This is a genomic window from Thalassobacter sp. 16PALIMAR09, from assembly GCF_000765485.1.
In the GTDB taxonomy this organism is placed as follows: domain Bacteria; phylum Pseudomonadota; class Alphaproteobacteria; order Rhodobacterales; family Rhodobacteraceae; genus Thalassobacter; species Thalassobacter stenotrophicus.
The window spans coordinates 76,204-103,049 of sequence record NZ_JHAK01000006.1 but is presented as its reverse complement, the minus strand read 5'-3'; the positions used below and the strand labels follow the sequence as shown (position 1 = coordinate 103,049).

The following is a 26,846-nucleotide window of genomic DNA, read 5'->3' as shown; positions in this document are numbered from 1 at the left end:
TGGGCGTTATGTCGGGAAGTCGGCGAGTCCGATCTTGCCGCTTTCCAGGGATTGGGTTGTGTCTGTAGTGATGGTCCGCACCAGCGGGCCTAGGGCGATGAGCGTGACGAACAGCAGGGCTATTTCCATGTGGTACACCACGGAATAGCCGGTTGCCGGGCTCGCCAACGCCTCTCCCAAGGCACCAGAGGTTGCGAATTGGTTGACGGTGTCGCGCGTGGCGCCACCGATAGCTGTCGAGAGACCTTGCGCAGTCGCTTGCGCAGCCCCCCAAACTCCGAGTGCGAGGCCACGCCCCGCCAAACCCTGCGCCGGCATCGTCATGGCTGCGTGCAATGTCGCAACTGCAAACAACCCGCCGCCAAAGCCGATCAACGCCGCACCTGTAAAGAACAGGGGCATCGACATCATTGGGTTCGAAAAAATCACGGCTGAAAATGCGGCAAGGCCCACAAGGCAGCCGCGCCCCGCAAGCCGGTAGGGGTTCATGTCTGCGCCCAGCCATTTGGCCGCCATGCCAAACGCCACTAGCGCGCCCACCGCCCAAGACGCTGTCAGAAGCGTCGTCATCGACACCGACAGGCCAAGGATTTCACCGCCGTAGGGCTCTAGCAGGACGTCCTGCATGTTGAACGCCATAGTCCCAAGGAACACGACAGCCAGCAAACGGCCAGCGCTCCCACCAGCGGCCAGATCGCTCCAAGCGTCACTGAACCGTGGCATTGGCGCGTCGCGCTCGGCCTTGGTCATGGGGCGCACGCTTTCTTGTTTCCACAAGGCCACGACGTTCAGCAGCAAAGTCACAACGGCGGTGCCTTGGATAACTTGGATCAGCTTGACGGGGGTAAAGTCGCGCAAAAGCGCACCAAGGATAACAGCCGATACGAGCATCCCCAGCAGGAACGCCACGTACAAAAACGCCACAACACGGGGCCGGGTTTCATCAGTCGCACGATCCGCCGCCAGCGCAAGGCCCGCTGTTTGGGTCATGTGCATGCCCAAACCAGTCATCACAAACGCCAGCCCAACGGCAATTTCGCCCGCAAAAGGGATGTCATAGGCATTGTTGCCCGACAGGACCAACAAAGCAGACGGCATGATCGCCAGCCCACCAAACTGCCAAAGCGTGCCGAACCAAAGGTACGGCAACCGCTTCCAGCCAATCGCGGAGCGGTAGTTATCGGAGCGGTGCCCCAAAAGCGCGCGGAAGGGCGCGACCAGAACCGGCAGCGCCACCATCATCGCGACCAGCAACGCAGGCACATTCAGCTCAACGATCATCACCCGGTTCAGCGTGCCCAGAAGCATCACCGCCGCCATCCCGACCGAAATCTGGAACAGGGACAAACGCAGCAGTTTTGCCATAGGCAGGTCTTCAGACCCCGCATCCGAGAAGGGCAGCATCTCAAGTGTGAACTTGGTCAAAGGATGCGCTTCTTTGGTCACGTCGCGTACTCCATGCAGGTGGAGATGTAGAAGCCGGAGGTCACGCGCTCGATCTCGCTTAGGGCGCCGGTGGCACCTGCGTGGGATGCCGCCTGTTGCAGCTTGGCCGGGGCGTGCGGGATCATGATGGGCGACCGGTCTGAGCGGGGGAAAACCTTGCCCATGGTCCAGAATGTCATCAGGAACGGCGTGCGCGGGGCCACCGTGAACACCAACGACTTGGACACACGCGCGTCCAAGGCCGCCAGCTTTTGGCCGATGTCGCCTGCCTCATAGTAGATCATGGAATCCATCGCGACGATGTAGTCGAACGCCCCAAGCTCGGGGGCGAACATATCGCCGGATTTGAACTGCACGTTGGGGTGCAGATGGTGTGGCACGCGTTTCTTGGCGATCTCGATCAACGAGGGTGAGATATCAATCGCCACCACATCCGCGCCGCGATCCGCAAGGATCTCGGTCACTTGGCCAGCGCCACAGCCTGCATCCAGCACACGCGCGCCCGTCAGGTCTTGGGGCAGGCGCGATAGCATAATTTCACGCATCCGGTCCCGGCCCGCGCGTACGGTTTTGCGTACGCCCGAAACGGGCGCGTCCGAGGTCAGACGCTCCCATGTCTTGGTGGCGGTTTTGTCGAAATACGTTTCGACGCGCGCCCGGGTGGATGCGTAATCAGCCACTTAGTCGAACCCCAGCAATTCAAAGATATGACGGTCTTCAAGCGGCGCGGGCGCCAGTGGATCAGTGCCAGCCCACAGCGTTTCGGCCATGCGGATGTATTCTTTTTGGCACTGGATGATGTCTTCATCATCGCCCATCTCAAACAGCGTCTTTTTCTTGAGCCGCGAGCGACGGATCGCATCCACGTCAGGCATGTGCGCGATGCGCTTAAAGCCGACGGTATCGCAATAGCGGTCCACCTCATCCGTGTCCTTGGAGCGGTTGGCCACACAGCCCGCAAGCCGGACCTTGTAGTTCGCAGATTTTGCTTGGACGGCGGCGATGATGCGGTTCATCGCATAGATGCTGTCAAAGTCATTCGCGGTCACGATCAGCGCCCGGTCGGCGTGTTGCAGCGGCGCGGCAAAGCCACCGCAGACCACATCGCCCAGCACGTCAAAGATCACGACGTCGGTGTTTTCCAACATATGGTGTTGTTTCAGCAGCTTGACCGTTTGACCGACGACATAGCCGCCACAACCTGTACCTGCGGGGGGGCCACCGGCCTCAACGCATTGCACACCGCCGTAACCCACGGTCACAAAATCCTCGGGGCGCAGTTCCTCAGAGTGGAAATCCACATCCTTGAGGATATCGATCACCGTTGGTTGCAGCTTGCCCGTCAGGGTGAAGGTACTGTCATGCTTGGGGTCGCAGCCAATCTGCAAAACCCGTTTACCCATTTTGGTAAACGCCGCAGACAGGTTCGACGACGTCGTCGATTTGCCGATGCCGCCTTTGCCATAGACAGAAAACACCTTGGCGCCTTCGATCTTGAGCTGGTCGTCCTGGTGTACCTGTACGGAGCCTTCGCCGTCTTGGCCACGCAGGATGGGGGGCGCTTTGTCCAATGCCATCAGTGTTTTCCTCCTATTGGAAGCGCATTGTTTTGCGCGCCCTTACGATTCAGTTGTCTCATTCGGCAGCCATGGTCGTGAGACCCTCTAGCCGGTCTTCAAGCTCGTCCGCCGCGTCCTGAAGGGCCGCGAGCGTTGCCTCATCCGGCTGCCAGAAATTACGGTCGTTTGCTTCCAACAGGCGGTTGGCCATCCGAGCACTTGCCTGTGGGTTCAGGTCGGCCAGACGACGGCGCATGTCCTCATCCAGCACAAATGTTTCGCTCAACCGCTGATAGACCCACGGGTCCACTGCGTTGGTCGTCGCAGACCATCCGAGCGTGTTGGTGAATTGCGCCTCAATCTGGCGCACGCCTTCGTGGCCATGCTTCAAAAGACCCTCAAACCACTTGGGGTTCAGGCTGCGCGAACGTGTTTCCAGCGCGACTTGGTCTTGCAGAGTGCGGACCTTGTTGCCGCCACGGGTTTGGTCGCCGATGTACACTGGCGGCTCTGTGCCCTTGGCGCGTTTGACTGCGCGGGAAATCCCGCCAAGCGTATCGAAATAATGATCAACCGTCGTCACGCCCAGTTCAACGGACTCAAGGTTCTGATAGGCGATATCAACGTCGCTCAGCACATTATGGAGGAGATCCGTCGCCTTGGACGCCTTGCCATTGCGACCATACGCAAAGCTTTTGCGGTTCTCATAAGCGTCGGCCAGTTCACCCTCATCGTCCCACGCACCGGAGTCGACCAATGCGTTAACGTTCGCGCCATATGCGCCTTCGGCATTGGAAAAGACCCGCAGAGCGGCCTGTTCCATGTTGCAGCCCATCTTGGTTGCATAGTCTAACGCATGGGCCCGAACGAAGTTCATCTCAACTGGTTCATCAGCGACAGCGGCCTGATAGGCAGCATCTGCCAACATCCGGGTTTGCAACGGCAACAGGTCGCGGAAAATACCAGATAGGGTCATCACAACGTCAATGCGCGGACGGCCCAGCTGTTCCAGCGGGATCAGGTCAGCACCACTTAGCCGACCAAAGCTGTCGAACCGAGGCTTAGCGCCCATCAACGCAAGCGCCTGACCAATCGGGCCGCCATCAGATTTAATATTGTCAGAACCCCAAAGCACCAACGCAATAGACCGAGGCAGTTCGGCGTGGGTGGCCAGCAGGGCATCCGCCTGTTTCCACCCATCCTGACACGCAAAAGCGGTGGGCATCCGGAACGGGTCGAACGCGTGAATATTGCGCCCCGTCGGCAACACATCCAGCGACCGGATCAGATCACCGCCCGGAACAGGCTTGATATACTGGCCGCTCAACGCGCGCATCAGGCCGTCAATCTCGGTTTCTTGCTGAAGCAGATGGTCGATCTTTGCGCGCGTCTCGCTATCCAAGTCGGGCATGACGCGGATATGTTCGGCCCGCTCCGCATCCGTGATCGGACGGCCCACAATATGCAGCCCATCAGGGATCAGCGCATCTTCGGTTTCCAACAGCTTCAGCCACAGCGTTTGCGGGTCGCAATCGGTTAGATCAACGGCCTCAGCCTGCACACGGATCAGGTCCTCCAACTCAGCCCGCTCGGCCGCATCAGGGGCAAGACCGCGCCAACGGGTCAGGCTGTCTTTCAGCTCCGCCAGACCTTTGTACAACCCGCCAGACGCCAACGGAGGCGTCAAATGCGTAACCGTCACAGCCCCGGACCGACGCTTAGCCAAGGTCGCCTCGGACGGGTTGTTGGACGCATAGAGATAGACGTTCGGCAGCTCACCAATCAGGCGGTCTGGCCAATCACAGGCCCCTAGGCCCGATTGCTTGCCCGGCATGAACTCCAGCGCGCCATGCATCCCAAAATGCAAGATCACATCGGCTTGATACTGATTGCGCAGCCACAAATAAAACGTCGTGAACGCGTGGGTCGGGGCAAAGCCGGCCTCAAACAAAAGACGCATCGGATCGCCTTCGTACCCAAACGTGGGCTGCACCCCGACAAAGACATTGCCAAAATGCTCACCCAGAACAAAGACACCCCGTCCATCGGATTGCACTTTACCCGGCGCCGGGCCCCAAACGCTTTCGATTGCGGCAAGCGGCGGGGTCGTGCGCACGATCGTATCCGCATCCACATGCGCCGCAACGTTGGCCTGCTGACCGTATTGCTTGGAATTACCCTCAAGGATCGAGGCGCGCAAAACATCAACGCTTTCGGGAACATCTACGCTATAGCCCTGCGCCTTCATGGCGTGCAGAGTATTGTAGAGGCTCTCAAAAACGCTGAGGTACGCAGCGGTTCCGACGGCACCAGCATTCGGCGGAAAGCCAAATAGTACCACACCGACCTTCTTCTCGGCGTTTTCCTTACGCCGCAAACGGGCCAACCGCAGTGCCTTTTCCGCAAGCGAGATGACCCGCTCTTTGCACGGCGCCATCGCCTTGGTGACGTCGCCACCATCGCACCCCATGTTGCAGCCATTGCACCCCTCGGCGCCATGACGCCCCGCAAATACGGTTGGGTTGGTCGCACCATCAAGTTCGGGCAATGCGATCAGCATGGTTGTCTCAACCGGCCCTAGCCCCTGCGGCGCAGAAGCCCACTGACCCAGCGTCTGAAACTCTAGCGGATGCGCGGCCAGATAGGGCACATCCAGCTTTGATAGGGTCTCAACTGCGGCAGAACTGTCGTTGTATGCAGGCCCCCCAACAAGCGAGAAACCCGATAGCGAAACCATCGCATCAATGGTGGCCCCATGCTCATTGAGAAAGAATTCCTCAATTGCAGGGCGACCATCAAGCCCCCCTGCAAAGGTCGGGATGACGCGAATGCCCTTCGCCTCAAACGTACGGATCACGTAGTCGTAATGCGCGGTGTCACCGCTCAGAACATAGGACCGCATGAGCAACAGCCCAACAGTTACAATGTAGTTGTCCGGCTTGGGCAGTGCCTCTACGTCGATCGTGATACGCTCCGGAAGATCAGGGTGGTAGGCCCCAACATTCGGGTACTCAATCGGCGGATTGGACCGCCCACCGCGCAGCGTGGCATCCGACGCATAACGCCCGACTAAAAAGCGGACCATCTGCTCGATGTTCTCATCACTGCCGCCCAACCAGTATTGCATAGTCAGGAACCAGGCGCGCAAATCCTGGCTTTTACCGGGAATAAACTTGAGGATCTTCGGCAAGCGGCGCAGCATCTTCATCTGCTTTTCACCACTTGCACCAGACGGCTTTTTCGATCCCCGAAGTTTTTTCATAAACTTCATCGCGCCGGATGCGGGCTTGGACATGTCCAACTCCCCCATCTTCGTCAACGCAACAATCTGCGGGTCCGCAATGACCCCAATCATGGCATCACAATCAGGGCGACGCGCCTCTAGCGCGGGCAGGATCGCATTCACCTGATCCTCAAAAAAGATAAGGTTCGCAACGATGATGTCAGCATGCGCCACCGCGATCTTGGCTTCTTCAAGCGCTTCGGGATTTTCCGCCCACTCAGCGGCCGCATGAATTTCGACCGTCAGGCCGGGCATCTCATCACTTACGCGGTCCAATACACGCTGCGCAGAGCCCAGCGCGTGACTGTCCAACGTAACCACCACAACGCGGTAGCCGGGGATATGCCGGTCATCGCGCATAATGCGCTTTCGCTTCATAAAGGGTGTCTTTGCTGATCTGGGTCATCCCCTTTTCAGCGGCATATTTCTCAGTGTTCCGCTTGGCTTTGCCGCGCACAAAGAAAGGGATCTTCTTCAACTCTTTCTCAGCATCCGCCAACCAAACCATCACATCAGAGCCAAGGTTGTCGCTCTTTGGTTCCTCAATATCCCGGGGGGCTGGGGGCTGGCCCCCAGTGTGTACCTTCTCCTCGGGGCGCGGCGCGTGGCCACCGTGGTGCGACGGCCCCGCTTCATCATGAAATTCGAAATCCTCGCGGAACATCGCCAAAAGATGCTCCTCCAGACCCATCACAAGCGGATGGATCCATGTATCAAAGATAACATTCGCGCCCTCAAACCCCACCTGCGGGGAATATCGCGCGGGGAAATCTTGTACGTGAACGGGCGCAGAGATTACGGCACAGGGAATACCCAACCGTTTACCAATGTGGCGCTCCATCTGAGTGCCAAGGATCATCTCAGGTGATGCATCCTCAATCGCCTTTTCAACCTCAAGATAATCATCCGAGATCAAAGCAGGCACACCGATTTCCTTGCCCAGCGCGCGGATGTCACGCGCGAACTCACGATTGTAGCAGCCTAGCCCCACAACCTCGAAACCCATTTCCTCACGGGCAATCCGAACGGACGCCTTCACATGGGTCGCATCACCAAACACAAACACGCGTTTGCCGGTCAGATAGGTTGAATCGACAGATTTGCTCCACCAAGGCTGGCGTAGACGGCTTTCGTCAACTTTAGGGTCTAGACCAGTGATTTCTCCAACCTCGGCCAGAAATTCACGGGTGGCATTCACGCCAATCGGAACCGTTTTCGTGAACGGCTGCCCAAGCTCTTTTTCCATATACCGTGCAGCCGTCTCAGCATGTTCAGGATAAAGCAGCACGTTGAAATGGGCGGCACCCAAGCGGGTTAAATCCGTGGGTGTGGCACCCATTGGCGCCACGACGTTCACGTCGACACCCATCTCGGACAACAACCCGGTCAGTTCCTCGACATCGTCACGGTGGCGAAAGCCCAAACCGGTGGGCCCGATGATATTCGCAGTGGGGCGCGCGGTACGCTCCATTGGCTTGGCCAAGGCCCGAACCAGTTGGTAAAATGTCTCATCTGTACCAAAGTTCTCCTTGCGGGAATAACTCGGCAGGTCCAGCGCGATGACAGGCACGGGCAAGCCCATGGTTTCGGCCAGGCCGCCGGGGTCATCTTGGATCAACTCGGCGGTGCAAGACGCGCCGACGATCAAAGCCTCGGGCTTGAACCGCTCATAGGCTTGGCGGCAGGCATCCTTGAACAAGTAAGCCGTATCCGCACCCAGATCGCGCGCCTGAAACGTGGTGTAGGTGACCGGCGGGCGATGGTTGCGCCGCTCAATCATCGTAAACAAGAGGTCGGCGTAGGTGTCACCCTGCGGCGCGTGCAGCACGTAGTGCAAACCCTTCATGCCCGTTGCAACGCGCATTGCACCAACGTGGGGCGGGCCCTCATATGTCCAAACAGTCAGTTTCATACGGCCAAGATCTCCTTGCGCCGAACGGGGCGCGAAAACAGACCTGCAAGATCACCGGCTTGTTCGTAAAAATGCACAGGGGTGAAAACCAACTCGATGGCCCACTTGGTCGTCAGGCCCTCGGCCTCTAGCGGATTGGCGAGGCCAAGGCCGCAAACCGTCAGGTCCGGGCGCGCGGCTCGGGCACGATCAAGTTGCAGATCAACGTCCTGCCCCTCTGAAATCGTGGGGCCGGCGGGCATCAGCTCGAGGTCGGGGCGGACAAGGCCCATGTGGATATACGGTGCGCCAACCTCAATCGCCTCCATCCCGCATTCACGGGTCAGAAAGCGGGCCAGAGGAATTTCCAACTGACTGTCAGGGAAAAAGAACACCGACTTGCCGCGCAACGCTTCGGCCGCTTGGCTGATCGCCTTGCGAGCACGGGCACGTGGTGCCGCAGTCACACGGTCGAACGTGGCTTCATCCACACCGAATTCATCCGCAATGGCCTTGAGCCAGGCGGTCGTACCCTCTTCGCCAAATGGGAACGGGGCGCGAATGGCCTTGGCCCCACGCTTTAACAGCTCTGCGTCAGTGTCACCTAGGAACGGCTGCAACAGTGCATAGACCGTGTTGTCACCAACACCCGGCGCGCCATCGGCACGGGCGGCAGGCAAAACCCGAATGGGACCAATGCCCATATCGGACAACAGACCGATCGCCTGATCTTCAACAACGTCAGGCAAGGCGCCGACCAACAGCAACTCACGTGCATCCGTTTTGGGCAAGCCAGGGACCATCGAAGCAAGGCAAGCATCTTCGCCTTGGGTAAAGGTCGTCTCAATCCCGGAGCCGGAATAATTCAAAACCCGTACGTGGGGGGCATGCTCTTCGGTCAGTCGCTCAGCTGCACGCTGAAGGTCGAGCTTGATGACCTCCGACGGGCAGGAACCCACAAGGAAAAGCTGCTTAATGTCAGGCCGCCTTGACAGTAGGCGCGCAACCTCACGGTCAAGCTCTTGATGCGCATCCGCCATCCCCGCGAGGTCTTTTTCCTCAAGAATAGCCGTGCCAAACCGCGGTTCTGCAAAGATCATCACACCAGCGGCTGATTGCAGCAAATGGGCGCAAGTACGTGATCCGACGACCAAAAAGAACGCATCCTGCATTTTGCGGTGCAGCCAGATAATACCTGTCAGCCCACAAAAGACTTCGCGCTGACCACGCTCCTTAAGGACCGGAGCATCAGCGCAGCTAGCGGATTGAATGTTGGACGGTTTGTTCAAACGACCGCCTCCCCTTCGAGACGGGCCATGCGCAGCTTCAATAGAAACTGTCCGGCGTTGATGACGTAGGCAACATATGCCGCCAGGGCGAGCCACATTTGATCCACTGGCGACAGACTGCCCGTCAAGAGCGCCCAAATGTAGGCAGTGTGCAAAGCGATCACGACAAAGGAAAACACGTCTTCCCAGAAGAATGCCTTTGCAAAAAGATACTGGCCGAAAACGATTTTTTCCCAAATCGCGCCAGTGATCATGATCGCATAAAGAAAGAGAGTTTTTACCACGATGGAGATGGTGGCAGCCATATAGCCTTCACCTGTCCACAGGTAGCGCGCCACCAACACCACGGAAACTGCGAACACGAGGAACTGCAAAGGCGCCAAAACCCCTTGGATCAAGGTCCAAATGGTATTGTCGCGGCGCGTTCTCTCTTCCGGCGTATAGAGCCTAAAAGGCTCTTTGCGGTTCGGCGTCCGTGGGTCCATCACGAGCGACTCTCCCTTCTTCGTGTAATCTCCAATCTTCGCCATGCAGGACCTAAGTGTCAACTAAAACTTACACTGCTCTTGTTGACACTTGAAATATCACGCTATGGTTTCTTAGCGGGAAAAATGGGGGTGCTAACGGCTATTTACGCCACTCACGCCCACGAAGCCCTATTCAAAGGACCGCTCAGAGTGTCAGCTTTCATTGACATTTGGGTTAAAAAAGCGTAATTACGGGATTGAAGGTCTCCCGGCCCCGGTATCGCCAAGTTTGTGGCGCAGGGGGTGACTGCGGAGAGGTGAAATTATGGTCAACGGACCGAAAACTACGGCCCTGACATCTTCTGGACTGAACCACCGCGGCGGCGTAAACAGCTTGGCCGTGCAGGCGTTGTCCGTACTCAAGGCGAAGGGCGGCGCAATTGCGCCCGATTACAAAAGCCCTCAGCTAGAGGCGATTTGTGACGCGTTTGTTGCACCCGATGAGGCTGAGCGGCACGAAGCGATTTCCGCTCTACAATCACACGGCCTTTCGAACACAGACATCATCGAACACATTATCCCCACCACCGCCCAACTATTGGGTGATCGGTGGTTCGCGAACGATCTTAGCTTTGCCGACGTCACGATTGGCGCCGCCCGCTTGCAGGAAACCATTCGCGCGCTGAACGCCAAAGTGGCCCACGACCAAGTCTTGAGCGGAGACAGCATCCTTTTGGTTGTACCGCGCAACGAACATCACACGCTTGGCGTTTTTGTTGCCGCACACAAATTTCGCGCGCTAGGCGTTGATGTCCAACTCGCCGTTGGCATGCACCCCGCTCAAGTCGCGCAAATGGTTAAAAAATATCGCTTTCCGGCAGTTGGGATTACGTCCTCCGGACGGCGCAGCCTTAGTGCCGCAAGGGAGCTAGTAGATGCCGTCAGAAAAGCCGTGCCAAAGATAACACCAATTGTTATTGGTGGTGGGGTAACCAATCTACCGCTGGATATTAAGCAAATTACGGGCGCAGACCACGTTTCATCTGATCCCGAAACAGTCATAGACTTGTGCGGACTTGAAACTTCGTACAACTTGGAGGCGCAAAATGTGTAGTGAGCTTCACTTAACATTGCGCCAAGCATGGATGGACGTACAGGGATGAACACCCGCGAAACCGATTTTTGGAATGAGCGTTCCGGCCCCCGGATTGCGCCCGAGCACTTCAATAATATTGTTGCGACGGCAGCCGACCTGGCAATCATTCTAGACATCACCGGCAAGGTGCGTTCGGTGGTCGTGAACCCACTGAACCCGACCCTTGGGCGGCTGGATCACTGGGCCAATCGCGACATCCGTGAATTCCTTGCAGAGGACTCGCTTTCAAAGCTTGAGGCCCAACTTGAGGCACACAAAGGCGGTGCGGCAGACCCCGTCGACGCCATTGAAGTGAACCATTTCGACAATGCGAACTGGGAATTCCCGATTCGCTATACGCTACACCGGACCGGCCAAGAGGGCGTTATTTTGATGCTTGGGCGCGATCTGCGCCCCGTAGCAGAGCTGCAGCATCGCCTCGTAAAGGCGCAACTCGCCCTTGAGAAAGACTACGAGACCCACCGTGATTTTGAGACGCGCTACCGCGTCATCATGGAGGCCGTGCGCGATCCCTTTGCGCTAGTGGATGTGAACACAGGTCGGATCATTGATCTTAACTCTGCGGCGGCTCAGGTCCTAGGCGGCAACCAAGACAGCCTGTCGGGCGGCGCATTCACCCAAGAGTTTGAAGGCCGTCGTCGTGGCGAGTTCATCGAAGCTCTTAGCAATGGCGCAAGCGTTTCTGGCGCAGGCCCCGTTTCCGCCGAAACGAAACGCGGCGGCAAATCCGTTGTGATCCACCCCACCCTTTTCCGCGCAGCTGGCGACCGCGTGTTGTTGTGCCGGATCGAAACCGCCGAAAGCGCAGAGTTTATCGCCGAAGACCTCGCGCTGACGCTGTCGGGCCTGTACCGCGACGGCGCTGATGCGATGGTGTTCACCGACAGTCACGGCCAAATCCGCTATGCAAACGATGCGTTCCTATCGCTTTGCGATGCAGGCGCGCTGTCGGACGTGCGCGGCAAAAGCTTTGGCGACTTCATGGCGCGCGGCTCGGTTGACCTAAAAGTGCTGACCGACAACGCGGCGCGCACCGGCAAGATGCGTGTCTATTCCACTCGGCTCGAAAGCACGTTCGGCACACAAGTCTCGGTCGAGGTGTCAGCCACGCACCTTGCGGGCACCACGTCCCCCGGCTTTGCCTTTGTGCTGCGCGACACATCGCGGCTTGAGGTCGTGCGGGAATCTGGCGGAATGCCACCCGTGCCCGGCGTGTCCGATGAGGCGATGCACAACGTTATGGATTTGGTCGGCTCTGCGCCGCTCAAGGACATCGTTGCCGCAACAACAGACGTTGTAGAAAAGATGTGCATCGAGACGGCTGTTGAGCTGACCGACAACAACCGCGTCGCTGCTGCCGAAATGCTGGGCCTGTCACGCCAGTCTCTTTATGTGAAGCTCCGTAAATACGGGCTGCTGCACAAAGACGCCGACTCCTAAACCCGTCAACCAAACTAGACACTTTTGCGCAGCAGGTGATTGGTTTCACTTGCCCGACTCTAATTTGTTAAGCTATGCTGACATCATGACTGTCAGTTTAGATTTACACTCAGACCGTGTCTATCCAGAACCAGCGGCGATGCTTCGACTGATCAAACCGATCACGTGGTTTCCGCCGATGTGGGCCTATTTGTGCGGCGTCGTCTCATCCGGGGTTTCCCCGCTTTCACATCCAGTTCTTGTGATCCTAGGAATTTTTCTCGCAGGGCCAGTGGTTTGCGGGATGTCACAGGCCGCAAATGATTGGTGCGACCGCCATGTTGACGCCATCAACGAGCCTGATCGCCCCATTCCCTCGGGGCGTATTCCCGGGCGCTGGGGCCTATGGATTGCTCTGGCAATGTCTGCGCTATCGCTATTTGTGGGCGCCTTTCTTGGCACATGGGGCTTTGTCGCAACCGTCGTGGGTGTACTCGCGGCGTGGGCCTATTCGGTCGAACCTATCCGCCTCAAACGCTCTGGCTGGTGGGGGCCCGGATTGGTCGGGCTATCCTACGAAAGCCTGCCGTGGTTCACAGGTGCAGCCGTTGTCGCCGCAAGCTTGCCATCGACCGAGGTCATCCTGCTCGCGCTCCTTTATGGGATCGGTGCGCATGGCATCATGACACTCAACGACTTCAAAGCCCTTGAGGGCGACCGCCAGATGGGCGTCAACTCCCTGCCCGTCACGCTGGGCCCAGAACGCGCCGCACGAGTAGCATGCTGGATCATGGCGATCCCGCAATGCATCGTCATCGGCCTGCTCATGCACTGGGGCCGCGAATGGTTTGCCTTTGCGATCTTCCTCTCATTGATCGTGCAATTCATGGCCATGCAAACCCTGCTCAAGGATCCAAAAGGCCGCGCGCCTTGGTACAATGGCACAGGCGTCACACTATACGTGTTGGGAATGATGGTGGCCGCCGTTGCCGTTAGGGGGCTGGCATGAACATCGGCTGGCTCACCCTTGCACGGCTGTGCCTTGTGAACATGGCGATTGGGGGCCTCGCCGCCCTGCCCGTCAATCTTTTCAATCGGTTGATGACTGTTGAGCTGGCCCTACCCGCCCTACTGCCCGGACTTCTGGTGGCTCTGCACTACGGCGTGCAAATGACCCGTCCCGTCTGGGGCCATAGGTCTGACGCAAAGGGCGGCCGGACACCTTTCATCATCGGCGGCATTGCCGTTGTCGGCCTAGGCGTAGTGCTCGCTGCAATCGGTATCAAAGCGGGTGAAACCTCAACGCCCCTCGCTCTTGGTATCTGGTTTGTGGCGTATTGCACCATCGGGATCGGCGTCGGCGCGGCGGGAACTTCGTTCCTTGCCCTACTGGCTGTCGCGGCACCAGCCGCGCGCAAAGGTGCGGCCGCAACACTGGCTTGGCTGTTCCTCATCGCAGGTGCAATCATGGCATCCATCGGGACCGGCATCGCGCTGGAACCCTATAGCCCAGACCGCCTGATCACCGTAGTGACAGTCGTCTCAATCGTCGCCTTCGCGCTCAGCATTATCGCGACATTCCGGGTGGAGGCAGCGCTTGGCCCTGCCCCACTCAAGCAAGACACCAATTTCAAAGCCGCACTTCGCAGCGTCTGGGCCGACCCATCGGCGCGCCGCTTTACCGGCTTTGTCTTTCTCTCAATCCTCGCATTCTATCTGTCGGAGTTGATATTCGAACCCTTCGCCGGCCACGTCCACGGCCTTGGCCCCGAGGATTCAACCAAGCTATCGGGCGGCAAAGACGGCGCAGCCCTTATGGGCATGATCGCGGCTGGCCTGCTTTCAACCCTTGGATACGGAACTTTGCGGTTCTGGGCCGTGACAGGTTGTGTGATCTCGGCGCTCGGTCTTTTGGGCTTGGGCGGCGGCTTTGCCTTGATCCCATCGACGGTCATGCTTGGCCTTGGTAACGGCCTGTTCGTTGTGGGGGCCGTGGGTTCCATGATGACACTCGCCTCAAACCACGAACGCGAAACCGGCACGCGAATGGGCGTGTTCGGCGCGGCCCAAGCCATCGCAGCAGGCCTTGCTGGACTGGTTGCCACCGGCACCCTCGACATCGCGCGGGCCTTTATGACGGACGCTGCCGCCTATGGCACCGTCTTCACGCTAGAGGCCGTGCTCTTTTTGATGGCCGCGCTTATGGCGCTGCAAATTCTAGACAAACGGCGCGAAACACCCGCGCTTCAACCAGGGGAATGACCATGTATGACGTTGTTGTCATTGGAGGGGGCCCGTCGGGCGCCACAGCCGCCGAAGACCTAGCGCGCGAAGGCCGCAAGGTTGCGATGATCGACCGTGCAGGCCGGATCAAACCCTGTGGTGGCGCAATTCCGCCCCGCGCCGTGCGTGATTTCAACATTCCCGACAGCCAGATTGTCGCGCGCATCAACACCGCTCGGATGATTTCCCCCACCTTGCGCCAAGTCGATATCCCAATTGAGGATGGCTACGTCGGCATGGTCGATCGGGAACATTTCGATGAATTCCTACGCGTGCGCGCCGCGGATGCGGGTGCTGAACGGCACACTGGGACTTTCCTGCGGATTGACCGCGATAGTAACGGTACCCACGTCATCTATCGCGACAAACAAACGCGCGACGAAGTCCGCCTTTCGACCAAACTGGTAATCGGCGCAGATGGCGCACGGTCCAACGTGGCCAAACAGGAGGTCCCCGGCGGCGACAAAATCCCATATGTGATCGCCTATCACGAAATCATTAAAGCCCCCGGTAAGATCGGCAGTTACGACCCAGCCCGCTGTGACGTGATTTATGACGGCAAGATCAGCCCCGATTTCTATGGCTGGGTATTCCCGCACGGCGATTCCGCCAGTGTCGGCATGGGTACGGAAAACCCCGACGTTGATCTTAAACAAGCGACCGCTGATCTGCGTGCCGCCTCGGGCCTGACGGACTGTGAAACCATCCGCAAAGAGGGCGCGCCCATCCCGCTAAAACCAATGGACCGTTGGGACAATGGCAAGGATGTCGTACTTGCGGGTGATGCTGCGGGTGTCGTGGCGCCCTCCTCTGGCGAGGGGATTTTCTATGCCATGGTCGGTGGCCGTGTCGCCGCCACAGCGGCGGCTGCCTGCCTTGCGTCTGGTCAGGTCAAAGACCTTCGGATCGCGCGCAAACTGTTCATGAAGGACCACAAGGCGGTGTTCAAAATCCTTGGCGCAATGCAAAACGCCTATTATAGGAGCGACGAGCGTCGCGAACGATTTGTGTCGCTCTGTCACGACATCGACGTTCAAAAGCTCACGTTTGAGGCCTATATGAACAAGGAATTGGTGAAAGCCCGTCCCATGGCGCATATCAAAATCGGCATCAAAAACCTTATGCACCTGATGGGTGTTATTCCGGCGACCCGCGCATGACAATTATGATCCCCGCTTGGGTCGACGGCACGTTGACCCCCGTTGAAAAACTGGAGGCCCATGTCAAAGGGCTCCGGCACAAGGCCATTTCGGTGTTTGTGATGGATGGGGATCATCTGCTGATCCAAAAACGCGCGGCGGGCAAATATCACACGCCGGGTCTATGGGCGAACACCTGCTGCACCCACCCCGAGTGGAACGAAAGCGGGATGGATTGCGCCCAACGGCGGCTTAAGGAAGAGCTGGGCATCACCGGCCTGACGCTTGATCAACGCGAGACGTTGGAATACCGCGCGCCCGTTGGCGGCGGCATGATTGAGCATGAGGTCGTCGAGGTGTTTGTTGCAAATGCGCCTGACGTCACATGGGACCTCAACCCGGATGAGGTTGAGGCCGTGCGTTGGGTTCACACCGACGCCCTGACAGATGATATTGCTCGTAACCCGGACCAGTTTACCGCATGGCTCCGCATTTACATGACGGAACACAAAGAGCGTATTTTCGGCGATCTGATCCGCGCTTAGCGCAGATCAGGAATACCCGATGGCCGTGTATTTGTTCACCAGCTCGGTAAAGACACCCTCGGTCGAAGGCTTCACCTCTTCGCGGTCCCACACCTCAGATCCCGGTTGCAGGCTGTGGACTTTGCAAATCTCGATGTTGCAAACGATCTGAAGCTGAACGCCAGCCACATCGGACAGCGTAATCTCAGAAATCGTCTCGATCTCTTCGGCTTCGTTTTCATCCGCAAATGCGGGGGCGAAGGCGGTGGCCGTCATAAGGGCCGCAACAAATGCTTTCTTAAACATGATAACCTCGTGGTTGGCAGACGCATCAACCTCCCACAGGTCTTTGTTTAAACTATGACGTGGCCTTGGCCGTTTGTGGCGAAATTCGGACCCCAACAGCATCAAGCGCAGCCTTTGCGATATCACGCGCTGTCAGTCCGGCATCCGCGTACATATCCGCAGGGCTTGCCTGATCAATAAAGCGATCCGGCAAGGTCATCGTCCGAATGGCAACGCCCCCGTCCAGACGCCCGGTTTTGGCCAGCCAATGCAGAACCATGGCACCAAAACCACCCTCACACCCCTGCTCTACTGTGATCAGCGCATCGTGTGTTTCGACCAATTGCGCGATCAAATCTGTGTCCAGCGGCTTGGCAAATCGGGCATCGGCCACAGTCGTGCTTAGCCCACGAGCATCTAGTTCTTCTGCGGCGGCAAGCGTTTCATTCAAGTGAGCACCAAAGCTGAGCAGCGCCACGCGGTCACCCTGTTTCACGATACGGCCCTTGCCGATTGGTAGGACCTCGCCTTGTTCGGGCATATCGCAGCCAACGCCCTCACCCCGCGGATACCGCAGAGCAATGGGGCCGCTATCGTGCGCGGCCATTGTGGCCATCATATGCACCAACTCGGCCTCATCGGCGGCGGCCATGACGGTCATGTTGGGCAGCGTCGCGAGGAAGCAAATATCGAACGCCCCCGCATGTGTCGCGCCATCTGCACCGACAAGCCCTGCCCGATCGATGCAGAACCGCACCGGCAGATTTTGCAGCGCCACATCGTGGGCAATCTGATCGTACCCGCGTTGCAGAAAGCTGGAATAGACAGCGCAGAATGGTTTCAGACCACTGGCCGCCATCCCGGCCGCAAACGTCACGGCGTGTTGTTCTGCGATACCAACATCAAACACCCGATCTGGATAGACCTTTTGCATCACATCCAGACCCGTCCCACCGGGCATGGCGGCCGTGACGGCGACAATCTTGGGGTCGGCTTCCGCCTCCGCCAAAAGACGTTTTCCGAACACACCAGTGTAGCTGGGGGCATTGGGCGCTGACTTTTGTTGTTGACCGGTCGCGACATCAAACTTCGCAACCCCGTGATAGCAACAATCCGACAATTCCGCAGGGTTGTAGCCTTTGCCCTTCACGGTCACCGCATGGATTAGAACCGGCCCGGTGGCCTGTGCCTTTGCGGCACGCAGAACACTCAGAAGCTGTCCCATATCGTGGCCATCAATCGGCCCCACATAAGTAAAGCCAAGTTGTTCGAACAGCGTCGCATCACCGGTTGCACCCGTCATCAGAGCCTTGGCGCGCTCGGCACCTTCACGAAACGGGCCGGGCAGGTGTTTGGCGATCTCATCGGCCATTTGGCCAAACGGGGATTTTGACAATTCACTCAGGTAGCGAGACATCGCGCCAACGGGTGGGGCGATGGACATTTCGTTGTCGTTGAGGACGACAAACAAACGCCGTCCCTCACTTCCGGCGTTGTTGAGCGCCTCATAGGCCATGCCCGCGCTGATAGACCCGTCCCCAATGACGGCGATTGCGTCGCCCGTTGCCTCACCCAAATCGCGCGCGGTGGCAAAGCCAAGGGCTGCGGAAATCGAGGTGGAGGAATGCGCCGCACCGAACGGGTCATATTCGCTCTCGGAGCGTTTGGTGAAACCGGACAGGCCGTCTTTTTGACGAAGCGTCAGCATACGGTCGCGCCGTCCAGTCAGAATTTTGTGCGGATAACACTGGTGACCCACATCCCAGACCAGCTTGTCATGGGGGGTCTGAAACACAGCGTGGATCGCGGTCGTCAGCTCGACCACCCCAAGGGATGATCCAAGGTGACCGCCAGTCTCAGATACGGTCCAGATCGTCTCGGCACGAAGCTCATCTGACAAGCGGGCAAGATCGCCATCGGACATCCGGCGCAAATCGGCGGGTGAATGGACTTTGTCCAACAAGGGGGTGTTGGGGCGCGGGTTGGACATGGTCGTTCCTCCCAGTGTCGTAAGTAAAAAAACGCGCCGCTCGGGTGTGCCCCTCGCGACGCGTCAGTCGTGCCTACAGTCAAAGGGACGCCATAGGGCTTTGGGAACCGGCGCCCCCAAGATACGGGGACGCCGGAGGGATAGTTTACTCGTAAACCGGTGTGCCGGTTGTCGCGAGTTCGGGCCAATCCGCGATCACGTTCAGGCCGCCCATGGGTTTCTGGTACCCCTTGTGGCAGGTCTTACACGCGGCTTTGGGTGCATCCGCATAAAGAGGTCCAAGCCGGTGATCTGGCAGGACGTCTTTGATCGGCAGGATCCAATCGGCATTAATCTCTTGCGCCATCGAGATCCCAAGCGAGGCAGTGGCCCATTGGGGCGTCACCTGACCGGGGTCATAGAAGGCACGGCTGTTGTGACAGAACACACAGTTCACGCCCAACGAGTTGGAGAAATAATTCATGAAGGAATAGGTACGCTCGGTCTGTTGGATCGAGGCAACTTCGCCTTCTGCGATGGAACCGGCCACACGGCTTTCGAGGTCATGCACGCCAATCGTCTCATACTCGATGAGATATTGGTACAACGCATCAGACGGAAGCGAGGTGAACTGCGACAGGGTCGTTGCGCGGTTCTGGTTCGCGCTCCAGCCTTGGGCATTTTCGTTCACAGGGTCGATCCGGAACCAAACCTCGGAAGGCACAGCCTCACCACGGTGGCAGGTGTAACAGTTCACACCGACCTCTTGGTTCGCTTGGACGTGTCCAACCCAGTTTTCGTTGATGCTTTGCGTCATCTGGATCATGTTCCGGGCAACGACCTTGGTATACAGATCATCGTCCGCATAGATCCCCTCATCCGCACCGGAGTGACAATACGCACACCCCTCATCCGGCGCGACCCACTGGGTCATCGCGTTCATGAGACGGTTGAAGTTCGCATCCGTCAAATCACCCAGAACCTGCACGTTCTCATAGATATCACCGGCCAGCTCTTCACCCTCTTCGGGGATATAAGGCTCATCCGTGTAATAATCCTCGATCGTGGGATCAGGTGTGTTGATGTCGGTCACGTACTTCGCCACGTGCATCCCCGTTCCGCGGGGACCCGTTTGCATCGAGTCCGTCGCGAAGGGTTGGCCGAAGCTCACCAGAAGGGCTGCCGCGAAAACGGCGGACCCTGCGGCCCCAACAACAATGGCGGGGCCATAGATGTTGGTGGGGTTTTTAGAGTTCCATTCAGTAAACCACTTGGGAAACATCTTATTGTCCTCCCTCAACGTATGACTCGTAGCCATAGGGTTCGAGATATTCAGGGGCGAAGTAGTGCTCCTGTGCCCAGATGAACCAGTTGTCCACGACCGTGCCTGTCAGCAGGATACCGATGCCACCCGTGATCGGGGTGAGAACAGCAAACCACCAAGCCCAGCGGTGAATACCTTCCATCGTAGCGTTGAAACCCATGGTCCAGCGCCAGAACAAGGCAGCCCGTTCCGAGGCAGTGCCGCGGTCATAGATCTGCTCTAGCTCACGGTCGCCGCCGTAGCGGGTCACGGCCAGAATGGTCGCGCCGTGCATGGCGAACAACAGAACCGAGCCATAGAGGAACACGATGCTGAGGCCGTGGAAGGGGTTATAGTACAAGTTGCCGTAGCGGATCGAGAACGCCGTGGTCCAGTCAAGGTGCGGGAAGATGCCATAAGGCACAGCTTCCGACCACGACCCCATCAGGATGGGACGGAACAGGCCCAGCACGAGGAACAACCAGATCGCAGCGGCAAATGCCCAAGCGACGTGTTTGCCCATCTTGTGCTGTTCGGCCAGCGAGTAGGTCCGCAACCACCAGCACGACACCGACACCAGCAAGAAGAAGCTGGAGATGATGTACCAACCACCGTCATTCAGCGGCGGCATCCGCAGGCCGTATTCCGGCGAGGGCGGCTCAAGCGCCAACCAGAACAACTGACGGATGAACTCGGGGATCGACCAACCCACCTGAGACAGCATGTTGAAGCCAACGATGTTGAACCACAACAAACCAGTCGCGAGTGAGATAATCCCGTAGAACCCAAGGTAGATCGGGCCCAACTGGGCGTTCCCAAGGATACCGACAAGAGTGCTGAACGTCGCGGATTTGGTCCGCTCTGCCGACATCTCGCCACTGTCATCCATGCCCATTTCGGGCTCGGCTTGCACCTGCACTTGCGTGAAGATGTTTTGATATTCAGGCCACATGGTCATGATTACATCCCTCCTGCTGCAGCTGCTGCGCGGACAGAGGGCCAGATCGGCAGATCAAGCCACCAATTCCACCACTCAGGCCAACCTTTGGTCCAGACCGGGCCAGAGATGATGATACAGATCGCCGACCAAAAGCCTGCGTTCAGCGCCAACAACAGGCCAACACGGTGAATGCCCAAGGTGCCAACGGAGTACCCGATGAAATCCCGAAAGAACGTGTCTTCGTGATCGGGCGTTTTGGCTTCCTCGCCCTTTTCAGGGTTGGCCGCCGACAAGATCAGCGCGCCGTGCAACGCCAACGCAAGGGTCGTGGTGAAGAAGAACGTCACCGCCAACATGTGCGCAGGGTTGTAGTGGAAGTGGAGGTAGGAATAGCCAACGTTAGACACCCAATCGAGGTGGCTAAAGATCCCGTACGGGAAGCCATGACCCCACGCGCCCATCAGCAACGGGCGGAAAACAACCAGCGTCACGTAGGCGAAGACAGCGAAGCCGAATGCAACGGGGACGTGGTAGCCCATGCCCAGTTTGCGGCAAATCTCGACCTCGCGCAGACCCCAACTTACGAAGGCGCCGACCGCACAGAACGTGATAATTTGCCAAAGCCCGCCCTCCATGAGCGGTGCCATACCCAACCCGTACTTTAAGTCGGGGGGGGCGATATTGATGATCCAGGGGTTAAACGTGCCCTGCATGGCAGCCCCCCAGAATATTAGAATTGTCCCGAGAGCGGCGAAGAAGATCGTCGTTACCCCAAAGAAGCCCACGTAGAATGGACCGACCCAGAAGTCGAACAGATCGCCACCGATCAGCGTCCCTCCGCGGACGCGGTATTTTCTCTCGAAGCTGAGCAGTGCCATACTCTTTCTCCGCGTTTTTATGCCGGCGTTAGGCGATCATCTGATCGATATCGTCATCGGGCCGTCGTATTTAAAATTGGATAGATAGGTGCGGGCGACCAAAGCCGCCCGCAACCGATGTCGTGGGCAGCGGCTTACATGCCAGCTGCAGTTTCAAACCAGTTCAGGCCTGAGCTGAGAAGAACCAAGTGGATCATCGCAGCCAGGAGGAAAAGGAAGACGCCCTGAGCCACGAAAACGCGACGGGGGTCAAAAACGAGCCAGATTTTGTAAAATTTCGACACGTCCATATCCTTAACCTGCGAACCAAGGGAACTTGATGTACGTCAGGAAGTGCGCGACGCACGCTACGATCGTGAACAGGATGAGCCCGCTCATGTAGACCGAGTGCAGCTCCTGAGCCTGCTCATCAGTGAGACCTGTGAAGGACAGATCAGATTTATCAGCCATGGAGATCTCCAGTGGTTAGCTGACACCGCAAACCCTGCGGCCGGGCTCCGACAACACCTCATTGCGTTGTCGGCCTTTCTCCCCTGTCAGAGGGGTGAAATACGTACTCGGGGTTTAGGCCGAGAATATAAGGGATGTGGCTGTCTGCGCCTGTGCCCACGCTTTGCGCAGGACACCTTCCCGCACCGCCTCGCGGTTACAGGTCAGCAGGGCGATCGCGGTGCCAATGGCGGCGATCGGCAGAGCAGCCATCAGGATAACCCCGAAATAAAACCAATATTCCGCAGTGGGTGCCTTGGAGTGGCGCGCCAAATGCGGGGCATTCGAAGTTTGATCAGACATGGCTGTTCTCCTCATCCTTGATAAAGATTTCTTTCGGCGCAAGCGCCTCGACTGTTTCGCGCACAACCCGCTCTGCGCCGGATTCCAGCGCGGATTTCTCTGCGGCATCGCGCAGTGTTTTGGCCGCGGAAATCCGGGTCAAAACGGGGTGAGTTTCTACGATACGGTCCAACAGTTTCTGCGCGTCGGCATCCCAAGGGAAATCTTGGCGCAGGGTCGTGGGGGTGGCTGCGGCGCTGTCCATTTCACTGCCCAAGGGCAGGATGTGGAACAGGGCATCAAATAGGCCGTTGCAGACCTCTTGCAGCATATACGTCGCCCCGGCGTAGCCCATAAAGGGCGTGCCCGTGGCACGACGAATGACGGCACCGGGGAAGCTGGCGGGAATAAACGCGGGCTTTGGCCCATGTCCCGCAGCCATCTCGGCCATATACATTTTCTCGTTGATCGACCCCATAACGATCAGTGGGCGCTTTGAATGCATCATTGCGCGCACTTCGTCGTTGTCCGTCTTTTTGCCAGCGGTCCGAGCCACGGCAAAGGCGCAAGGCAGGCCAAGGTCAACATCTAGGAATTTCTTGATACCACGCGCGTAAGTCTCGTTCGCCACAATGCCAAAGCTGGCCGTCGCAAAGAAATCCTGCGTCACAGAGCGCCACAAATCCCAAACGGGTTTGATCGTGGAATGCTTTTCCCGCTCAATGAACGGCTCAGGATCAAGGCCCAACTGCGCGCCCAAGGTACGCAAGAACGCCGTCGTGCTTTCGATCCCGATGGGCGCTTGCAGGTAGGGCTTGCCCAGAACTTCGCACAGCCCCCGGCCAAATTCACGGTACATGCAGATGTTGACATCGGCATTCACCAGATTGCGCATTTCTGCGAGGTGCGCACCAAGCGGCATCACCATGTTCACTTCGGCGCCGATACCTTCGACCAAACGTCGGATTTCAGCCAGATCCGAGGGCATGTTGAACGTGCCATACATCGGCCCAAGGATATTCACCCGAGGAGCCGCACCTTCTTCGCGCTTTTTCTCAGGGGGCATCCGGCCCTTGGTCATGCCAAACTCGGTAAAGATCCAAGTCATCGCACGGTCGGCACACTCCCATTGATCCTCATCGATGGTGCGCGGCAAGAACCGTTGAATGTTGGTGCCCATGGGCGTCACGCCGCCGCCGATCATCTCGGCGATGGAGCCTGTTACAACGACGGCGGGCAGGGCAGGGTCCAACGTGCCCCACGCGCGTTTCATCGCGCCCTCGGTGCCGTCGCGGCCCAACTCCTCCTCGCCCAAACCCGTCGTTACGATGGGCAGTTCATGGGGCGGCAGGCCATCCGTATAGTGTAAAACAGAGGTCACGGGCAGGTTTTCACAGCCAACAGGGCCGTCAATCACCACTTGCAGGCCCTTTACGGCGCAAAACGCGTAAACAGCCCCCCAGTATCCGCCAGCGCGGTCATGATCTTGAATAAGCATCAGATCATCTCCTGCGCTTTTGCAGCGCGGGCCGCTTTGTCGAGCTTCTTTTGCTGCGTCGCGCGGAAATCGGGACGCAGGTTTGGCGCGCCTTCCCAGACACCAGCAGTGTCACCGTGGCCAACGCCCTCAAAGAACTCTTTCATGTGATCAAAGCGATGTTTGTTTTCCATCGCGGCATTCACCACCTGTTGCAGGCTGCCTGCACCCATCGGCCCCATCAAAGGCCGAGCCGAGATCAGGTTGGTGAAATACAAGCCGGGGATCGCAAGCTCTTTGGCCTTTTGCACAACGGGCGTGGTGCCGATCGCAAGGTCCGGCTTGATCGCTTCCATCGCGGCGCAGTCATCCTCAAGCGAGGCTCGGAATTTGACCTTAACGCCCTTGGCTTCCAGCCACTCAACGTCCGACTGCGACCATTCCGTTTTGGGGCAGGCGGTGCCAACGTAGGGCACGTTTGCGCCGCTTTCGATCAATAGGCGGGCGACCAACAGCTCTGAACCTTCGTAACCCGAAAGCGTGATCGTACCGTTGACCGGCGTCGCGGCCAGCGCGCTTTTGATCGCGGGAAGAAACGCGTTTTGTGCCGCCGCAACCATGTCTGGTTTTACGTTGAACGCATCGCCAATGGCCGACAACCACGCGGCGGTGCCGTCATGCCCAACCGGGGCTGAGCCCACGATTTTCCGTCCCGCTGCCTGAAACTCGCGTATCGCGGCGGTGTAGAACGGGTGGATCGCGGCGACGGCGCCGCAATCCAGGGCTGAATAGAGCTCACGCCACTCACGGCAGGGAACGACCGGACCTGCCGCCAGACCGAGTGGCGCGAGCATCCCTCCAATTCCTATCGGATCTGCAGGGAACATTTCGCCCAACAGGGTCACTGTCGGACGATCCGCTTTGCCCGCTACGGGCGCAGCGACCGGTCCGGCCTCCACTTCCTTGCGGGCGTAGTTGAGCATCGCGCCGGCCAAAACATCCTTGGCCTCCGCGTGCGTCGGAATACCAAAGCCGGGGACGTCGATGCCGACGATCCGCACTCCGTTGATTTCATCGGGAAGCAACCGCAACGGCACACCGGACGCGGTGGGCACACACAAGTTGGTCACGACAACAGCGTCATACCGTTCGGGATCAGCCATTTCATGAACGGCGTCCCGGATATCCTCGAACAGTTTGCCGGTTACGAGGGTTTCGGAATTAAAGGGCACATATCCGACCGAGCGGCGCGCCCCATAAAAGTGGCTGACAAATGTCAGGCCATAAACGCAACACGCCGACCCGGACAAAACCGTAGCCGTGCGGCGCATCCGCAGACCCACGCGCAGCGACCCAAACGCTGGGCACATGGATTGGGGTTTATCGTGAGGGCCTTGGGGATAGTCTTTGGCGTATTGATCCAGAATGTCGGATTTACCCGCCATCCGGGCTGCCGCTTCCATTTCACCGGCGCCCGCGTGACACCCCATGCCATCAACCGGTGCAGCACCCACAGGTGCTTCATCCCGATCTTGGCCGAGTGTGACCTCTACTTCGGCCGTGTCATCATAGCTGACCTCTGAGCCGCGCGTGTCATGCTTGTCCATCGTGCACCTCTTTTGTGAAGCCGAAGGGACATTGCACCTGATCATCACGGGCGATCATGCGTTGAAGCGTGCGAATAGAGCGGTCCTCTGCGACCGTTTCCGCGATGGGCGTTGCGGCGCGTTCGGCCTCATCCCACTGAGACAGTTCTTGAAGATCAAACATTGTCGTAAATGACCTCCAAGCTTTCGACGGGCTTGGCATTCTTGCCGCGCATGTCGGTGTCTGTGGCAGGCTCAAGTTTGACGCCCGCGCCGGTTTCGGAGCCGTCAAACAGCTCCAACAGGCCATCTTGGCTCAGGGCTGTAGGCCGCTGAGGAGGGGCCAATGCAACGTTGTCGCCAAGGGCCGCGAACAGGGCGCCCCACTCGCTCTCGGCGGTGCCGACGATTTGGTAGTTTGCAGATTTCTTGCGTAGATCATCGTTTTGCGGGATCGAGGCGAGGATCGGGATATCCACGGCCTCAGCAAAGGCCTGCGCCTCACCGGAACCATCATCCTTGTTGATCACAAGACCAGCCACACCGACGTTGCCACCCAGCTTGCGGAAGTATTCCACTGCTGAGCAGACATTATTGGCCACATACAAGGATTGCAGGTCGTTCGAGGCAACCAAGATCACCTTTTGCGCCATGTCCCGGGCGATTGGCAGACCAAAGCCGCCGCATACCACGTCGCCGAGGAAATCGAGCAAAACGTAATCAAAGTCCCAATCGTGGAACCCTAGCTTTTCGAGCAGTTCAAACCCGTGGATAATCCCGCGGCCGCCACAGCCACGACCCACTTCGGGGCCGCCCAGTTCCATCGCGAACACACCGCCGCGCTTGAAACACACATCACCGATCTTGACCTCTTCACCCGCGAGCTTTTTCTTGGTCGAGGTTTCAATGATCGTGGGGCAGGCTTTGCCGCCAAACAGCAGCGATGTGGTGTCGGACTTTGGGTCACACCCGATGAGCAGAACCCGTTTGCCCTGCTCAGCCATCATGTGGCTGAGGTTCGCGAGCGTAAAGGATTTGCCGATCCCGCCTTTGCCATAGATCGCAATGATCTGGGTCTTTTTGGTCGGTTCGCCCTGGGGCACTTCCAGTGTGGGTTCTTCGGCCGCTTCGTCACGCAGGCGGTCGTTGAATTCCTTCAGGTTCGGTACATCAAGGGTCAT

General features: G+C 58.2%; 25 protein-coding genes. 6 read left to right on the top strand and 19 right to left on the bottom strand.

The window, feature by feature from the left end:
• Positions 1–6: 6 nt before the first annotated feature.
• The 7 genes from PM04_RS12750 to bchF are packed head-to-tail and all read right to left on the bottom strand — an operon-like array spanning position 7 to position 9,953.
• Complete coding sequence (locus PM04_RS12750) at positions 7–1,404, bottom strand: PucC family protein (RefSeq protein ID WP_052068485.1); 1,398 nt, start codon at positions 1,402–1,404, stop codon at positions 7–9.
• A 38-nt stretch (positions 1,405–1,442) separates the two neighbouring features.
• Positions 1,443–2,126, bottom strand: a complete 684-nt coding sequence (bchM, locus tag PM04_RS12745) for a magnesium protoporphyrin IX methyltransferase (RefSeq protein ID WP_038007418.1) — start codon at positions 2,124–2,126, stop codon at positions 1,443–1,445.
• A complete protein-coding gene (gene bchL, locus PM04_RS12740; RefSeq protein ID WP_116904390.1) occupies positions 2,127–3,026 on the bottom strand; it encodes a ferredoxin:protochlorophyllide reductase (ATP-dependent) iron-sulfur ATP-binding protein in 900 nt (299 codons plus the stop codon). It lies immediately after the preceding gene.
• A gap of 55 nt (positions 3,027–3,081) precedes the next feature.
• Positions 3,082–6,648, bottom strand: coding sequence for a magnesium chelatase subunit H (locus PM04_RS12735; protein ID WP_038007661.1), 3,567 nt, complete (start codon positions 6,646–6,648; stop codon positions 3,082–3,084).
• The gene (gene bchB, locus PM04_RS12730; protein ID WP_038007414.1) at positions 6,638–8,200 is read right to left on the bottom strand and encodes a ferredoxin:protochlorophyllide reductase (ATP-dependent) subunit B; all 1,563 of its coding nucleotides are present in this window, start codon (positions 8,198–8,200) and stop codon (positions 6,638–6,640) included. The genes PM04_RS12735 and bchB overlap by 11 nt, the downstream gene beginning before the upstream one ends.
• A complete protein-coding gene (locus tag PM04_RS12725) occupies positions 8,197–9,468 on the bottom strand; it encodes a ferredoxin:protochlorophyllide reductase (ATP-dependent) subunit N (RefSeq protein ID WP_052068475.1) in 1,272 nt (423 codons plus the stop codon). Before PM04_RS12725 ends, bchB begins: the two co-directional genes overlap by 4 nt.
• Complete coding sequence (gene bchF, locus PM04_RS12720) at positions 9,465–9,953, bottom strand: 2-vinyl bacteriochlorophyllide hydratase (RefSeq protein ID WP_038007657.1); 489 nt, start codon at positions 9,951–9,953, stop codon at positions 9,465–9,467. The genes PM04_RS12725 and bchF overlap by 4 nt, the downstream gene beginning before the upstream one ends.
• A gap of 307 nt (positions 9,954–10,260) precedes the next feature.
• Here bchF and PM04_RS12715 point away from each other — a divergent pair, with 307 nt between their 5' ends.
• From PM04_RS12715 to idi, 6 genes are all read left to right on the top strand, one after another.
• Positions 10,261–11,049: a B12-binding domain-containing protein gene (locus PM04_RS12715; protein ID WP_038007410.1), complete on the top strand. Its 789-nt coding sequence runs from the start codon at positions 10,261–10,263 to the stop codon at positions 11,047–11,049.
• Between the two features lie 27 nt (positions 11,050–11,076).
• Entirely contained in the window at positions 11,077–12,531 is a 1,455-nt protein-coding gene (gene ppsR, locus PM04_RS12710; RefSeq protein ID WP_233486444.1) for a transcriptional regulator PpsR, read from the top strand.
• An 85-nt stretch (positions 12,532–12,616) separates the two neighbouring features.
• Positions 12,617–13,519 (top strand): chlorophyll synthase ChlG, encoded by a 903-nt coding sequence (chlG, locus tag PM04_RS12705; RefSeq protein WP_038007406.1) that lies wholly within the window; start codon positions 12,617–12,619, stop codon positions 13,517–13,519.
• Complete coding sequence (locus PM04_RS12700) at positions 13,516–14,772, top strand: MFS transporter (RefSeq protein ID WP_038007404.1); 1,257 nt, start codon at positions 13,516–13,518, stop codon at positions 14,770–14,772. Before chlG ends, PM04_RS12700 begins: the two co-directional genes overlap by 4 nt.
• Before the next feature lie 2 nt (positions 14,773–14,774).
• On the top strand, positions 14,775–15,953 hold the full coding sequence (locus tag PM04_RS12695) for a geranylgeranyl diphosphate reductase (protein ID WP_038007402.1): 1,179 nt from the start codon (positions 14,775–14,777) through the stop codon (positions 15,951–15,953).
• On the top strand, positions 15,950–16,477 hold the full coding sequence (gene idi, locus PM04_RS12690; protein WP_038007400.1) for an isopentenyl-diphosphate Delta-isomerase: 528 nt from the start codon (positions 15,950–15,952) through the stop codon (positions 16,475–16,477). Before PM04_RS12695 ends, idi begins: the two co-directional genes overlap by 4 nt.
• A 6-nt stretch (positions 16,478–16,483) precedes the next feature.
• Here idi and PM04_RS12685 read toward each other — a convergent pair whose 3' ends face one another.
• The 12 genes from PM04_RS12685 to PM04_RS12635 all read right to left on the bottom strand — a co-directional run bounded on the left by PM04_RS12685 (position 16,484) and on the right by PM04_RS12635 (position 26,846).
• On the bottom strand, positions 16,484–16,762 hold the full coding sequence (locus tag PM04_RS12685; RefSeq protein ID WP_038007397.1) for a hypothetical protein: 279 nt from the start codon (positions 16,760–16,762) through the stop codon (positions 16,484–16,486).
• Between the two features lie 52 nt (positions 16,763–16,814).
• Positions 16,815–18,731 carry a 1-deoxy-D-xylulose-5-phosphate synthase gene (dxs, locus tag PM04_RS12680; RefSeq protein ID WP_038007394.1) on the bottom strand — a complete coding sequence of 639 codons (1,917 nt, stop codon included), beginning with the start codon at positions 18,729–18,731 and terminating at the stop codon, positions 16,815–16,817.
• A 145-nt stretch (positions 18,732–18,876) separates the two neighbouring features.
• Positions 18,877–19,992, bottom strand: a complete 1,116-nt coding sequence (pufC, locus tag PM04_RS12675; protein WP_038007392.1) for a photosynthetic reaction center cytochrome PufC — start codon at positions 19,990–19,992, stop codon at positions 18,877–18,879.
• A 1-nt stretch (position 19,993) separates the two neighbouring features.
• The gene (gene pufM / locus PM04_RS12670; RefSeq protein ID WP_234702872.1) at positions 19,994–20,971 is read right to left on the bottom strand and encodes a photosynthetic reaction center subunit M; all 978 of its coding nucleotides are present in this window, start codon (positions 20,969–20,971) and stop codon (positions 19,994–19,996) included.
• A gap of 2 nt (positions 20,972–20,973) precedes the next feature.
• Positions 20,974–21,831, bottom strand: a complete 858-nt coding sequence (gene pufL, locus PM04_RS12665; protein ID WP_038007390.1) for a photosynthetic reaction center subunit L — start codon at positions 21,829–21,831, stop codon at positions 20,974–20,976.
• 134 nt (positions 21,832–21,965) lie between these two features.
• Entirely contained in the window at positions 21,966–22,115 is a 150-nt protein-coding gene (gene pufA, locus PM04_RS12660) for a light-harvesting antenna LH1, alpha subunit (RefSeq protein ID WP_038007653.1), read from the bottom strand.
• Between the two features lie 10 nt (positions 22,116–22,125).
• Complete coding sequence (gene pufB / locus PM04_RS12655) at positions 22,126–22,281, bottom strand: light-harvesting antenna LH1, beta subunit (RefSeq protein WP_038007388.1); 156 nt, start codon at positions 22,279–22,281, stop codon at positions 22,126–22,128.
• A 114-nt stretch (positions 22,282–22,395) separates the two neighbouring features.
• Entirely contained in the window at positions 22,396–22,623 is a 228-nt protein-coding gene (gene pufQ, locus PM04_RS12650) for a cytochrome PufQ (protein ID WP_038007385.1), read from the bottom strand.
• Positions 22,616–24,100, bottom strand: a complete 1,485-nt coding sequence (gene bchZ, locus PM04_RS12645) for a chlorophyllide a reductase subunit Z (RefSeq protein ID WP_038007383.1) — start codon at positions 24,098–24,100, stop codon at positions 22,616–22,618. Before bchZ ends, pufQ begins: the two co-directional genes overlap by 8 nt.
• Complete coding sequence (gene bchY / locus PM04_RS12640; RefSeq protein WP_038007380.1) at positions 24,100–25,686, bottom strand: chlorophyllide a reductase subunit Y; 1,587 nt, start codon at positions 25,684–25,686, stop codon at positions 24,100–24,102. Before bchY ends, bchZ begins: the two co-directional genes overlap by 1 nt.
• Positions 25,673–25,849: a hypothetical protein gene (locus tag PM04_RS18010; protein ID WP_158508590.1), complete on the bottom strand. Its 177-nt coding sequence runs from the start codon at positions 25,847–25,849 to the stop codon at positions 25,673–25,675. The genes bchY and PM04_RS18010 overlap by 14 nt, the downstream gene beginning before the upstream one ends.
• The gene (locus tag PM04_RS12635) at positions 25,842–26,846 is read right to left on the bottom strand and encodes a chlorophyllide a reductase iron protein subunit X (protein WP_038007379.1); all 1,005 of its coding nucleotides are present in this window, start codon (positions 26,844–26,846) and stop codon (positions 25,842–25,844) included. The genes PM04_RS18010 and PM04_RS12635 overlap by 8 nt, the downstream gene beginning before the upstream one ends.

What these genes read in the sequence shown, in the direction of transcription:
- PM04_RS12685 (WP_038007397.1), bottom strand. Translation starts at nt 16,762, where the DNA reads ATGTTTAAGAAAGCATTTGTTGCGGCCCTTATGACGGCCACCGCCTTC.
- bchF (WP_038007657.1), bottom strand. Translation starts at nt 9,953, where the DNA reads ATGGACCCACGGACGCCGAACCGCAAAGAGCCTTTTAGGCTCTATACG.
- bchZ (WP_038007383.1), bottom strand. Translation starts at nt 24,100, where the DNA reads ATGCTTATTCAAGATCATGACCGCGCTGGCGGATACTGGGGGGCTGTT.
- dxs (WP_038007394.1), bottom strand. Translation starts at nt 18,731, where the DNA reads ATGTCCAACCCGCGCCCCAACACCCCCTTGTTGGACAAAGTCCATTCA.
- PM04_RS18010 (WP_158508590.1), bottom strand. Translation starts at nt 25,849, where the DNA reads ATGTTTGATCTTCAAGAACTGTCTCAGTGGGATGAGGCCGAACGCGCC.
- pufL (WP_038007390.1), bottom strand. Translation starts at nt 21,831, where the DNA reads ATGGCACTGCTCAGCTTCGAGAGAAAATACCGCGTCCGCGGAGGGACG.
- PM04_RS12700 (WP_038007404.1), top strand. Translation starts at nt 13,516, where the DNA reads ATGAACATCGGCTGGCTCACCCTTGCACGGCTGTGCCTTGTGAACATG.
- PM04_RS12735 (WP_038007661.1), bottom strand. Translation starts at nt 6,648, where the DNA reads ATGCGCGATGACCGGCATATCCCCGGCTACCGCGTTGTGGTGGTTACG.
- PM04_RS12695 (WP_038007402.1), top strand. Translation starts at nt 14,775, where the DNA reads ATGTATGACGTTGTTGTCATTGGAGGGGGCCCGTCGGGCGCCACAGCC.
- ppsR (WP_233486444.1), top strand. Translation starts at nt 11,077, where the DNA reads ATGGATGGACGTACAGGGATGAACACCCGCGAAACCGATTTTTGGAAT.
- bchY (WP_038007380.1), bottom strand. Translation starts at nt 25,686, where the DNA reads ATGGACAAGCATGACACGCGCGGCTCAGAGGTCAGCTATGATGACACG.
- chlG (WP_038007406.1), top strand. Translation starts at nt 12,617, where the DNA reads ATGACTGTCAGTTTAGATTTACACTCAGACCGTGTCTATCCAGAACCA.
- idi (WP_038007400.1), top strand. Translation starts at nt 15,950, where the DNA reads ATGACAATTATGATCCCCGCTTGGGTCGACGGCACGTTGACCCCCGTT.
- PM04_RS12715 (WP_038007410.1), top strand. Translation starts at nt 10,261, where the DNA reads ATGGTCAACGGACCGAAAACTACGGCCCTGACATCTTCTGGACTGAAC.
- pufQ (WP_038007385.1), bottom strand. Translation starts at nt 22,623, where the DNA reads ATGTCTGATCAAACTTCGAATGCCCCGCATTTGGCGCGCCACTCCAAG.
- bchB (WP_038007414.1), bottom strand. Translation starts at nt 8,200, where the DNA reads ATGAAACTGACTGTTTGGACATATGAGGGCCCGCCCCACGTTGGTGCA.
- PM04_RS12750 (WP_052068485.1), bottom strand. Translation starts at nt 1,404, where the DNA reads ATGCTGCCCTTCTCGGATGCGGGGTCTGAAGACCTGCCTATGGCAAAA.
- pufC (WP_038007392.1), bottom strand. Translation starts at nt 19,992, where the DNA reads ATGTTTCCCAAGTGGTTTACTGAATGGAACTCTAAAAACCCCACCAAC.
- pufB (WP_038007388.1), bottom strand. Translation starts at nt 22,281, where the DNA reads ATGGCTGATAAATCTGATCTGTCCTTCACAGGTCTCACTGATGAGCAG.
- PM04_RS12635 (WP_038007379.1), bottom strand. Translation starts at nt 26,846, where the DNA reads ATGACCCTTGATGTACCGAACCTGAAGGAATTCAACGACCGCCTGCGT.
- pufM (WP_234702872.1), bottom strand. Translation starts at nt 20,971, where the DNA reads ATGACCATGTGGCCTGAATATCAAAACATCTTCACGCAAGTGCAGGTG.